This is a genomic window from Streptomyces chrestomyceticus JCM 4735, from assembly GCF_003865135.1.
Classification (GTDB): Bacteria; Actinomycetota; Actinomycetes; order Streptomycetales; family Streptomycetaceae; genus Streptomyces; species Streptomyces chrestomyceticus.
The window spans coordinates 6,451,155-6,462,518 of sequence record NZ_BHZC01000001.1 but is presented as its reverse complement, the minus strand read 5'-3'; the positions used below and the strand labels follow the sequence as shown (position 1 = coordinate 6,462,518).

The 11,364-nt window shown below is 73.0% G+C and carries 10 protein-coding genes; 6 read left to right on the top strand and 4 right to left on the bottom strand.

What is annotated here, in order from left to right; all coding sequences use genetic code 11:
* The first annotated feature begins 15 nt into the window (after positions 1-15).
* Genes EJG53_RS27990 through EJG53_RS27975 form a run of 4 tightly spaced genes read left to right on the top strand, consistent with a single transcriptional unit; the run spans position 16 to position 2,684 of the window.
* The gene (locus EJG53_RS27990) at positions 16-780 is read left to right on the top strand and encodes a class I SAM-dependent methyltransferase (RefSeq protein WP_125049644.1); all 765 of its coding nucleotides are present in this window, start codon (positions 16-18) and stop codon (positions 778-780) included.
* Positions 781-784: 4 nt separating this feature from the next.
* Positions 785-1,783: a DMT family transporter gene (locus EJG53_RS27985; RefSeq protein ID WP_371858740.1), complete on the top strand. Its 999-nt coding sequence runs from the start codon at positions 785-787 to the stop codon at positions 1,781-1,783.
* On the top strand, positions 1,780-2,058 hold the full coding sequence (locus EJG53_RS27980; RefSeq protein WP_050510374.1) for a Trm112 family protein: 279 nt from the start codon (positions 1,780-1,782) through the stop codon (positions 2,056-2,058). Before EJG53_RS27985 ends, EJG53_RS27980 begins: the two co-directional genes overlap by 4 nt.
* Positions 2,055-2,684: a hypothetical protein gene (locus EJG53_RS27975; RefSeq protein ID WP_125047200.1), complete on the top strand. Its 630-nt coding sequence runs from the start codon at positions 2,055-2,057 to the stop codon at positions 2,682-2,684. The genes EJG53_RS27980 and EJG53_RS27975 overlap by 4 nt, the downstream gene beginning before the upstream one ends.
* Here EJG53_RS27975 and EJG53_RS27970 read toward each other — a convergent pair.
* The gene (locus EJG53_RS27970) at positions 2,664-5,057 is read right to left on the bottom strand and encodes an ATP-binding cassette domain-containing protein (RefSeq protein WP_125047199.1); all 2,394 of its coding nucleotides are present in this window, start codon (positions 5,055-5,057) and stop codon (positions 2,664-2,666) included. The genes EJG53_RS27975 and EJG53_RS27970 overlap by 21 nt on opposite strands.
* Positions 5,058-5,118: 61 nt before the next feature.
* On the opposite strand from EJG53_RS27970, the gene EJG53_RS27965 reads away from it, so the two are divergent.
* Positions 5,119-6,123: a helix-turn-helix transcriptional regulator gene (locus EJG53_RS27965; RefSeq protein WP_125047198.1), complete on the top strand. Its 1,005-nt coding sequence runs from the start codon at positions 5,119-5,121 to the stop codon at positions 6,121-6,123.
* A gap of 148 nt (positions 6,124-6,271) precedes the next feature.
* On the top strand, positions 6,272-7,303 hold the full coding sequence (locus EJG53_RS27960) for a rod shape-determining protein (protein WP_125047197.1): 1,032 nt from the start codon (positions 6,272-6,274) through the stop codon (positions 7,301-7,303).
* Positions 7,304-7,386: 83 nt separating this feature from the next.
* Here the strand turns inward: EJG53_RS27960 and EJG53_RS27955 are convergent, their stop codons facing one another.
* From EJG53_RS27955 to EJG53_RS41755, 3 genes are all read right to left on the bottom strand, one after another.
* Positions 7,387-7,983 (bottom strand): histidine phosphatase family protein, encoded by a 597-nt coding sequence (locus EJG53_RS27955; protein ID WP_125047196.1) that lies wholly within the window; start codon positions 7,981-7,983, stop codon positions 7,387-7,389.
* Entirely contained in the window at positions 7,976-8,377 is a 402-nt protein-coding gene (gene trxA, locus EJG53_RS27950) for a thioredoxin (protein WP_031003414.1), read from the bottom strand. The genes EJG53_RS27955 and trxA overlap by 8 nt, the downstream gene beginning before the upstream one ends.
* 68 nt (positions 8,378-8,445) lie before the next feature.
* Positions 8,446-11,361: a molybdopterin-dependent oxidoreductase gene (locus EJG53_RS41755; RefSeq protein WP_371858811.1), complete on the bottom strand. Its 2,916-nt coding sequence runs from the start codon at positions 11,359-11,361 to the stop codon at positions 8,446-8,448.
* Positions 11,362-11,364: the final 3 nt, after the last annotated feature.

Sequence of the window (11,364 nt, the reverse complement as noted above, 5' to 3'; positions counted from 1 at the left end):
CAGACCGCCACCCCTCTGGGCAGCGGTCCACGAACCACAGCGGACCGCGAACCGCCGCACACCCTCCGGGAGTTCTACGAGGACCCCGCCGTCCCCGTCGCCTCCGGTGACGCCCGGAGCCGCCGCCAGGCGCTGATGCTGGCGCGGGCCCTGGGACCGGTACGCCCCGGCGCGCCCCCGGCCACGGTCCTGGACATCGGCTGCGGCGACGGGAGCGCGGCCGCCGTCGCGGCCACCGTCCTCTCCGGCCACCGCATCGTCGGCGTCGACTGGTCGCAGGACGCGCTGCGCCGCGCCGCGACCCGGGTTCCGTACGCCGTACGGGGTGAACTGGGCGACAGCGGGCTGCCATTCGCGGACGGCAGCGCCGACGCTGTTCTCTTCAGCGAGGTCATCGAGCACCTCGTCGACCCCGACGCGGCCCTCGACGAACTGCGCCGGGTCCTGCGCCCCGGCGGTCACCTGATGCTCTCCACCCCCAATCTCGCTGCCTGGTACAACCGCGGACTCCTCCTCGCGGGGGTCCAGCCCGTCTTCTCGGAGGTGAGCATGCGCGGCATCCACGGACGGCCCGGCACCCAGGTCGTCGGCCATCTGCGCCTCTACACCGCCCGCGCCCTGCGCGGCTTCCTGCCGGCCTGCGGTTTCGAGGTCGTACGGATCGCGGGCGCGCCGTACCACGACGTGCCGCGTCCGCTGCGGCCCCTGGACCGTGCCGCCTGCCGACTGCCTTCGCTGGCCTCCGTCCTGCTCGTCCATGCCCGCCGGAGAAGGGAGTAGGGCAGTGCTGTGGTGGGGCGTGGCGGCCGCACTGTTCGCCAACGTCCTGTACAGCACCGGGTTCGTGCTGGAGAAGCGCGCCCTGTCCGCGCTGCCCGCACTGAACACCCGCCGGCCCGCCCGACTCGTCCGCCACCTGCTGAGCAGCCCGCTGTGGCTGGCCGGCTCGCTGGCCCTCGCCGCCGGTTTCGCCGCCCAGCTCGCGGTCTACCGCACCCTTCCCATCGCCGCCGCCCAGGGCATCTTCGTCTCCGGCCTGGTCCTGCTGCTCCTCCTGTCGTCGGTCTTCCTCGGCGAGCGCACCACCGGCCGCGAACGCCGGAGCATCCTGGCGATCCTGCTGGCGCTCGGCATGGTCGTCGGGTCACTCCAGGGCAGCGGCGCCGGCACCGTCACCCGTACCGCGCCCACCGGCACCCTGCTCGCCATCGCCCTGCCGTCGCTGGCCGCGGGGCTGTGGCTGTACGGGTCCGCCGAGCGGCGCGCGAAGCGCCGCCACCGCCAGCCCACCTCGGGCGTCCCCTACGGTGCGGCCGTCGGCCTGCTCTACGGCGTCAGCTCGCTCGCCATCAAGGGCGTCTCCGGACTGCTGAGCGCGCACGACCCCGCGGGCGCCGTCCGTGACGTGTTCACCTCCCCGTATCCGTATCTGCTGCTCTTCACCGGCGCGGTGGGCCTGGTGCTGTCGCAGACCGCGCTCCAGCGCTGCCGTGCCTCCCTCATCGTCCCCGTCTGTACCACCGTGACCTGCGTCTTCACCGTCGCCTGCGGCACGGTCGCGTTCGGCGAGCCGCTGCCCGCCGATCCCCTGCGCCTGGGCCTGCGCCTGGGCGGCACCGCGGTCGCCGTACTCGTCCTGCTGGCCCTGCCCCGCCAGGACGCCCCACAGGAACTGGAACCGGAACTGGAACCCGTCCTGGACCCGGAGCCGAAACCAGCACCAGAGCTAGGAACGGACACCCCCGACACCCGCCCCGCCCCACCCCAAGGAGCTGAGCCGTGACCCCCGACGACCCCCTGCTGCAGATCCTGGCCTGCCCGATCGACAAGGGCCCGCTGACCCTGCTCGTGCCGGACGACGTCCTCTACAACCCGCGGCTGCGCCGCCGTTACCCGATTCTCGACAACATCCCCCAGCTCCTCCCCTCCTGCGGTGAACAGGTCACCGAGACCGAACACGAAGCCATCCTGCGCCGGCTGCCCCCGGACGAACGCCCACCCGACGAGCCCGGTCAGGGTGCTCGCCCGCCCGGTCGTCCGCGAACATGTCCATCATGAACCCCACCACTGACAACGGCCCGGACGACGCGTCCGGCGACGGCCCCGGCAGCGGTGCGGGCGGGCCCGCCGACGGCCCCCGCGCCTTCCAGCTCGTCCTGCTGCGCCGCATGGCCGACCACCAGCCCGGCCTGGTCGAGGACGCGCTGCGCGCCCTCGGCGCCTCCCGCGCCGAGCTGCGGGAGGCCAACCGCCGCTGGCAGGCGTGGACCCACTCGCCACGGTCGCGCGGTGCGGTACAGCGTTACCGCTCGCTGCTCGGCCGCCCCGAGTCCGTCACCGCCCGCCGCATCGGCGACCTGACCTGCGAGGCGCTGACCTGGCCCGTACCGCTCTGGCCCGATCTGCGGTTCGAGGTCCTGACCGGTCCGCAGGGCACCGCGTGGAACGCGTGGCTCGTCCGGGCGCCGGGCGCCGCCGCCCCCGCCCTGCGGACGACCGGCGATCTGGTCCCGTGGTCCTGCACGGTCGACGAGGTGGCTCGCGCGTTCGCCCCGGCGCGCCCCATGGAGGGCACGGCCCCCACCCGCTGGCGCCTCGCGTTCACGGTACCCGACGCCGACGGCGAACCGCGGCCCACGGTCGCGGAGTTCACCTGGGGCCTGCTACAGCGCACCGTCGACTGAGGCCGTGGACGGCCGATCGACGGCTGAAGCCCCGGACAGCCGGCCATCGGCCGAGGCCCCGGACAGCCAACCGTCGAGCGACCCCCGCAGGCACTCGGCCGTGACCGACCCCCGCGCCGCCAGCAGCCCCCGCGGCGTCCCGGCGTACACGATCTCGCCGCCGCGCCGGCCGCCTCCGGGCCCGAGGTCGACCACCCAGTCCGCCCGCTTGACGACATCGAGGTCGTGCTCGATCACCAGGACGGTGTTGCCGCCGTCCACCAGCCGGTCGAGCAGTTCCAGCAGGCCCGCCACGTCGGCCATGTGCAGTCCGGTGGTCGGCTCGTCGAGCACGTACACGCTCCCCGTACGGTGCAGCCGGGTGGCCAGTTTGAGGCGCTGCCGTTCGCCGCCCGACAGGGAGGACACCGACTGCCCCAGCGTCAGGTAGCCGAGCCCGACCTCGACGAGGGCCGACAGCCTCCGTACGACACCTGCCACCTCGTCGCCACCGGCGGAGGCGAGGTCGCCCGCCCCGAAGAACGCCACCGCCTCCTCCCCCGTCATCTCCAGCACGTCCGCGACCGACCTGCCGCTAAGGGTCAGGCCGAGCACCTCGTCCTTGTAGCGCCGCCCCCGGCACGCCTCGCAGGTCGAGGTCACCGGGTCCATGTACGCCAGGTCCGTATGGATCACCCCGCGCCCCCGGCACTCATCGCACGCCCCGGCCGCGTTGAAGCTGAACAGCCCCGCCGGTACGCCGTTCGCGCGCGCGAAGAGCGCCCGTACCGCGTCCATCGCCCCGAGGTACGTGGCCGGGGTGGACCGAGCGGACACCCCGATCGCCGACTGGTCGACCACCACGGCCTCCGGGTGCGCCCCCACGAACGCCTCGGACACCAGCGTGCTCTTGCCGGAGCCCGCCACCCCGGTCACGACCGTGAGCACCCCGGTGGGCACGCGGAAGTCCACGCCCTTGAGGTTGTGCAGCGTCACGTCCCGTACGGTCAGCCAGTCCGTCGGCGTACGGACGTCCGCCTTCACGCCCGTCACGCGGCGCAGCCCGCGCCCCGTAGGCGTGTCGGCCGCCGCCAGCCCCCGCGCCGTCCCCGCGAAGACCACCTCGCCGCCGTGCGTACCGGCGCCGGGCCCCATGTCCACCACATGGTCCGCGACGGCGATGACGTCCCGGTCGTGTTCGACGACGAGCACGGTGTTGCCCTTGTCGCGCAAGCGCACCAGCAGGTCGTTGAGGCGGCGTACGTCGCTGGGGTGCAGCCCGGTGCTCGGCTCGTCGAAGATGTACGTCATGCCCGTCAGGCTGCTGCCCAGATGGCGCACCATCTTCAGCCGCTGCCCCTCGCCGCCGGACAGGGTGGCGGCCGGCCGGTCGAGGCTGAGGTAGCCGAGGCCGATGTCGGTCAGCCGGTCCAGCGCGGTGACCGCCCGTGCCGCGATGGCCGCGCCCAACGGCTCCTCGGCCGGGTCGATGCCGCGCAGCACCTCGCTCAGTCCGGTGACCTCCAGCGCCGCCATCTCGGCGATGTTCTGCCCCGCGACCTGGGACTTCAGGGCCGCCGCGGTCAGCCGCGCGCCCCGGCACTCCGGGCAGGTCCCTTCGCGTACGAAGCCGCGCACCATGTCCCGGGTCTTCTCGGAGAGCGCCGAGACGTCCCGCTTCACATAGCGCCGGTCGAAGTTCTCGACCAGTCCCTCGTACGTGTTGTTGTAGGCCCGCCCACCGCGCTTGACGGTGAACCCCTTGCCGTACAGGAGCAGGTCCCACTCCTTCGGGGTGTACCGGTCCAGGGGCTTGTCGGGGTCGAAGAGGCCGGAGGCCGCGTAGATCTGCCAGCCCGCCGTGCCGACGGCGAGCGGCGGGAAACGGATCGCGCCCGCGTTGAGGGAGCGGCCGGTGTCCAGGAAACGGTCGAGGTCGATGCGGGTGGTGCGGCCCAGCCCGGCGCACTCGGGGCACATGCCGGCCGGGTCGTTGAAGGAGTACGCGGTGGCTTCACCGGCGCTCGGCGTGCCGCAGCGGGAGTAGAGCACCCGCAGGATCGCGTAGATGTCGGTCAGCGTGCCGACGGTGGAGCGCGCGCCGCCGCCGAGGGGCCGCTGGTCCACGACGATCGCCGGGGAGAGTCGCTCGATGGTGTCGGCCTTGGGCCGTTCGTGTTTGGGCAACTGGTTGCGTACGTACCAGGTGAAGGTCTCGTTGAGCTGGCGCTGCGACTCCACCGCCACCGTGTCGAGGACCACCGAGGACTTGCCCGAGCCGGACACCCCGGTGAAGACGGTGATCCGCCCCCTGGGGATCTCCAGGTCCACGTCCTTGAGGTTGTGCTCCCGTGCGCCGGTGATCCTGATGCTGTCGTCGTGCGTTGCTCCCATACGGCCACGCTAGGAACGAATTAGGTCAGAACATGGCCGCCTTCTGCGGCACCCTGGGACCATGAGCGACACCCCGGCGCGCCTCCTGAAGCTGCTCACGCTCCTCCAGACCGGCCGCGAGCGGACCGGCACCGAACTGGCCGGACGGCTGGGCGTCAGCCCGCGCACGGTCCGCCGCGACATCGACCGGCTGCGCGGCCTCGGCTACCCCGTGGACGCGGCCATCGGCGCCGTCGGCGGCTACCGCCTCGCCTCCGGCACCGCGATGCCGCCGCTCCTCCTGGACGACGAGGAGGCCGTCGCCATCGCCGTGGGCCTGCACGCCGCGGCGGGCGGGACGGTCGCCGACGTGGCGGAGACCTCCGTACGGGCGCTGGCCAAGCTGGAACAGGTGCTGCCCGCCCGGCTGCGGGACCGGGTCACCGCCCTCCAGGAGGCCACCGTCCCGCTCTACGGCCTGCTCACCGGCGGCGGCGAGGCCCCCGCCACCGACCCGGCCGTGCTGACCGCCCTCGCCACCGCGTGCCGCCGCCGCGAGCGGGTGCGCTTCGGGTACGCGGCGGCGGACGGCGCCCCGAGCAGGCGGCACGCCGAGCCGTACCGCCTGGTCAGCGCGGACCAGCGGTGGTATCTCGTCGCGTACGACCTGGACCGCGCGGACTGGCGTACGTACCGGGCGGACCGGATCGACGGCCCGCGGCTCACCGGGGCCCGCTGCGTACCGGACCGCCGGCCGCCCACTCCGGACGCCGCCGCGTTCGTCGCCGAATCCGTCACCAGCCATCGCGCGCGGCACCGGGCGCTGGTCACGCTGCACACCACCCTGGAGGACGCGACCGCGCGGCTCCCCGAGGGCACCGGCCTCCTGGAGCCGCTCACCCCGGACTCCTGCCTGCTGCGTACGGGAGGGGACGCGCTGGACTGGCTCGCGTTCCGGCTCGGCCTGCTGGGCGTCCCCTTCGAGGTGCACGAACCGCCGGAACTGATCGCTTACTTGCACGATCTGGGCGACCGGCTGCTGGACGCCGCACGGCGCTCCACGGCCCCGCCGCCCTCCGGCGTCTAGCGGCACCCCCGCCCCTCAGGCCCCGGTGTCCCCCAACCGGACCTCCCCAGCGCGCACCTGACGACCCGTTGGCACACGATGGATCACGAGTGGCCGCCGGCGGCCACTCGGCCCGTACTGCCGAACGCTCCCCGGGGAGGCACCATCCATGACCGCCAGCCTGGCACAGTTGCTCCGTTGCTCGGTCGCCGTCGACCTGGGCGCGGCCCGCACCCGGATGTACATCAAGAACCAGGGCCTGGCGGTGGACCAGCCGACCGTCGCGGCCGTCAACATCCGCACCGGCGCGCTGATCGCCGTCGGGGACCGCGCCGAGGTGATGGACGGCCGCACGCCGGACCACATCCGCGTCGTGCGCCCGGTCGCCGGCGGCACCGTCGTGGACATCGACATGGCCCAGCGGCTGCTGCGCAACCTGATCGACGACCGGCTGCGCAAGGCGTGGCGGCGCAGACCCACCATGCGGGCCGCGATCTGCCTGCCGTACGGCAGTGAGCCGCTGGCGCAGCGGGCCGCGGTGGAGACCCTGAACGGGATCGGGGCCCGCCGGGTGGAGATGGTCGACACGCTGGTCGCCGCGGCGGTCGGCTGCGACCTGCCGGTGGAGCAGCCCGAAGCCACCATGATCGTGGTGTGCGGCGCGGGGACCACGCAGATCGCGGTGCTCTCGCTCGGTTCGATCGTGGCGGCGGAGACCGTCTCGGTGGGCGGCAACGCCATCGACCACGCCGTCGTCCAGCACCTGCGGCTCCAGCACAAGCTGCTGCTGCCGGGTCAGTCCGTACGGCCGCTGCACCTGATGCTCTCCAGCGACGGCGACCTGGCGGCGGGGCCGACCGAGGTGCACGGCCGGGACGTGGTCAGCGGGCTGGCCCGTTCGGTCATGGTCGAGACCGAACCGGTCCAGCGGGCCATCGCCTCACCGCTGACCACCATCCTGGACGGGATCGGGTCGGTGCTGCGGCGCTGCCCGCCGGACCTGGTGGCGGACCTGGGCGAGCGCGGGATCATGCTGGCGGGCGGCAGCGCGCTGATTCCCGGCCTGCAGTCGATGATCCGGCAGGCCACGACCATGCCGGTGCACATCGCGGACCGGCCGGACACCTGTGCGGTGCTGGGGCTGGGCGCCATGATCGAGGGCAAGGTGGAGCCCCTGCACCTCGATCCGATGGCCACCTGAGGGGCCGGGCGGTACGGGTACGGCCGGGCCGACCGAGAGCCCCGAGAGGCGGGCCTTTCAGCCGGTCGCCCCGCCCCCGCCCCTCACAGCGTCCGGGTGTTCCACCCCACCACCGCGGGCCGCCCGTGCTCCTCGCCGAGGATGCCCACCGTGCCCGTCTCGAAGGTGAACAGCGCGCCCGCCGACGCCGGCAGGCCCAGCCGACGGGCCGTCAGCACCCGCTGGAAGTGCCCGTGGCCGACCAGCACCACATCGCCGTCCGCCATGCGCAACTGTTCCTCGATACGGGCGAGCACCCGGTCGGCGCGCGCGCCGACCTGCTCGGGCGACTCGCCCGGGTGTTCCGGGGGCCCGGCGGTCACACCGTCGGTGAACAGGAACCAGTCGGGCCGGGTCCGGTGGATCTCGTCGGTGGAGATCCCCTCGTACCCGCCGTAGTCCCATTCGACCAGGTCGGCGTCGACCTGCGGCTCCGGCAGACCGGCCAGCTCGGCGGTCCGCCGGGCCCGCTGCAACGGGCTGGAGAGCACCGCGCCGATCTTCCGGCCGGCCAGCACCGGCCGCAGGGAGCGGGCCTGCTCCTCACCGCGGGCGGTGAGCGGCAGATCGGTCCAGCTCGTGTGCTGCCCCGATCTGCTCCACTCCGTCTCGCCGTGGCGGATCAGGAGCAGTTCACTCACCGGCGGCCTGCCCCTCCTGCTTCTGGGCCTCCTGCTTCTGGGCCTCTTCGACGGAGGCGCGGACCTCGTCCATGTCCAGGTTGCGAGCCTGGCCGATGACGTCCTCCAGGGCCTCCTCCGGCAGCGCGCCGGGCTGCGAGAACACCGCGATGTTCTCGCGGACGATCATCACGGTCGGGATCGACTGGATCTGGAAGGCGGCCGCCAGCTCGGGCTGCGCCTCCGTGTCGACCTTCGCGTAGACCAGGTCGTCGTTCTTGTCGGACGACCGTTCGAAAACCGGGCCGAACTGCTTGCACGGGCCGCACCACTCGGCCCAGAAATCGATCAGGACGAAATCGTTGCCGGAGACGATCTCGTCGAAGTTGTCCTTGGTGAGCTCTACCGTGCTCATGCGTACTTCCCTGCTTCCGGTTCCGGTCTCTTCTCGGTCCCGCTGCGACAACGGGCTCATCGCCCGCCCTATTCCGCACGCCGGACCGTCCCGCACCCCTGCCCAGCAAACGCCGTCCTATCCATATGAATTTCCTCGCCCGTACGGCGGCGTCCCCGGCCCCCTCGCGCCAGCTCCCGCCACACCCGGTCCCGGGTCAGCGGCAGCCGGGTGAAGCGCACCCCGGTGGCGGCGCGGAGCGCGTTGGCCAGGGCCGGCGCGACCGGATTGAAGGGGCTCTCACTCATCGACTTCGCGCCCGCCGGGCCGATCGTGTCGGACGTCTCTGTGAGGTACACCTCGGTACGGGGCACGTCCGCGAAGGCCGGCAGCCGGTACTCGCGGAACGCCGCGGTGCACACCGCGCCGCGCCCGTCCAGCCGTACGTCCTCGAAGAGCGCCGCCCCCAGTGCCTGCGCCACCCCGCCCTCGACCTGCCCCCGGCACTGCATGGGGTTGATCACCGTGCCCGCGTCCGCCACGTGCACGCTGCGCAGGATGCGGATCTCCCCGCTGTCCGGGTCGACCGCGACGCGGAACCAGTGCGCGTTGAAGGCGACCGTGCGCGGCGTCCCGGTGGCGTGGCCGTACCCGGTCAGCGGCCCGTCGCCGCCCCCGCGCGCGGCCCGGTCCCGTACCAGCCCCGCCAAGGCCCGCGCCGCCCGCAGCACCGCCTCTCCCCCGACCACGGTCCCGGCCGAGCCGAAGGCGCCGGTGTCGTGCCCGACCGCGTCGGTGTCCGCCTGCCGTACGGCGATCCGCGCACTCGTGGTGCCGAGCTCGGCGGCGGCGATCTGGCGCAGTGCGGTGGTGGTGCCGCTGCCGGATTCGATCGATCCGACGGCCAGTTCGTACGTGCCGTCGGCGGTGAGGGTGATCCGGGCGTCGGCGAAGTGCCCGCCCGGCCCGGCTGCGGCGATCATCGATACGGCGCTGCCGTGGCCGATCAGCCACCCAGGGGGCGCCTCCGACCCATCCGGTCCATCCGGTCCATTCACCCCTTCCGACCCGTCCAGCCCGTCCGCCCCTTTCGGCTCTGCCGACGCGGAAGCCTTCCGCAGCCTCCTCAGACACACATCCAGCCCATAACTCCCGATGCGCAGATCGGTCACCCCGTCCACCACCGTCTCCAGCGCGTCGCCGGGCCGCACCACATTGTGCTCCCGCAACAGCAGCGGATCGATGCCCAGCCGCCGCGCCAGCTCGTCGAGCGCGCTTTCCAGCGCGAAGACGACCTGCCCGAGCCCGTACCCGCGGAAGGCACCGGCGGGGACGGTGTGGGTGTGGACGGCGAAACCGTCCGCCTTCTTGTTCGGGCAGCGGTAGAGGGCCAGGGCGTCACCGCACCCGTGCGACAGGACGGTCCGGGCGTGGTTGCCGTACGCGCCGGTGTCGGACACCACGTGCAACTGGAGCGCGGTCAGGGTCCCGTCCCGGCGCGCGCCGGCCTTGACCCGTACGGTGAACGGGTGCCGCGTCGTCGCGCCGTGGAACTGCTCGGCCCGGGTGAACTCCAGCTTGACCGGCCGCCCGGTCCGCAACGCCGCCAGCGCCACGACGTCCTCGACGAGCATCTCCTGCTTCCCGCCGAACGCACCGCCGACCCGCCCCGCGACGACCCGTACCGCCTCGGACGGCAGGTCCAGCAGCGAGCAGAGGGAGCGGCGCACGAGGTACGGCACCTGCGTACTGGTACGGACGACCAGCCGCCGGCCGTCCGGTCCGCTGCCCTCGAAATAGGCGACCGCGCCATGCGTCTCCAGACTCGCGTGCTGCGCCCGCGGCGTGCGAAAGGTCTCCTCGTACACCGCGTCGGCCGCCGCGAACCCGCGCTTCACATCTCCGATCTCCCCATGCACCTCACCCGCCACATTGGCCCCGGACAGCTCCGCGGACCCCTTGACGTACACCACGGGGGCACCCGGCAGCATCGCCTCCTCCGGGGTGAGGACCGCGGGCAGCACCTCGTACGTCACCTCGACACGGCGACAGCCCTCCTCCGCCGCCGCCTCACTGTCCGCGACCACCGCGGCTACCCGCTGACCCACATGGCGGACCGTGTCGTCCAGCAGCCGGGTGTCGTGCGGATCGTCTTCGGGATGCTCGTGCTGAGCGGTGGAGAAGCGGCGGTCAGGGGCGTCGTGGTGGGTGAAGACCGCGTGCACGCCCGGCACCCGCAGCGCGGCCCGGGTGTCGATGGCGATGATCCGGGCGTGGGCGTGCGGCGACCGCAGCAGCTTCATGTGCAGGAGGCCGGACAGGGCACCGGAATCGATGTCGATATCTGCACCGAGGTCGAAGGTGTAGCGGGCCGTGCCGGTGACCACCTCTCGGCCGCCGGATGCGGGCGCGTTGCGGCCGATGGCGGCCGCCGCCGCAGGTTCCTCGATGTGCCGGACGCCCCGTACGGCATCCTCGATGGCCCGGTAACCGGTACAGCGGCACAGGTTTCCCTTGAAGGCGCGCGGCAGATCGGCGAGCAGCCCCTCGTCGAGCACGGCAGCCGTCATCACGAACCCGGCGGTACAGAACCCGCACTGAAACCCCTGCGCCTCCAGGAACTGCCGCTGTACGGGATGCAGCCGACCACCCGCCTCAGGCTCCATCTCCGCATCGGCATCGGCATCGACATCGGCCAGCCCTTCGATGGTCGTGATCGACCGCCCCTCGCCGCGTACGGCCGGATACACGCAACTGTGCACGGGCTCACCGTCCACGTGCACCGTGCACGCCCCGCAATCCCCGGCGTCACACCCCTTCTTGACGCCGAGGCAGCCACGCTCGCGCAGGTAGGTGCGCAGGCACTGGCCGGGGCGGGGTGCGGTGTGGGTGGGGATGCCGTTGACCTCGGCGCGGAAGGAAGCACAGAGGCGCGGACGTACGGACGCGGACGGGAGCGGAACACCCGACCGAACCAGAGCCTGCGAAGCCGCCCCCGCTTCCACCCC

What these genes read in the sequence shown, in the direction of transcription:
- EJG53_RS27975 (WP_125047200.1), top strand. Translation starts at nt 2,055, where the DNA reads ATGAACCCCACCACTGACAACGGCCCGGACGACGCGTCCGGCGACGGC.
- EJG53_RS27970 (WP_125047199.1), bottom strand. Translation starts at nt 5,057, where the DNA reads ATGGGAGCAACGCACGACGACAGCATCAGGATCACCGGCGCACGGGAG.
- EJG53_RS27965 (WP_125047198.1), top strand. Translation starts at nt 5,119, where the DNA reads ATGAGCGACACCCCGGCGCGCCTCCTGAAGCTGCTCACGCTCCTCCAG.
- EJG53_RS27960 (WP_125047197.1), top strand. Translation starts at nt 6,272, where the DNA reads ATGACCGCCAGCCTGGCACAGTTGCTCCGTTGCTCGGTCGCCGTCGAC.
- trxA (WP_031003414.1), bottom strand. Translation starts at nt 8,377, where the DNA reads ATGAGCACGGTAGAGCTCACCAAGGACAACTTCGACGAGATCGTCTCC.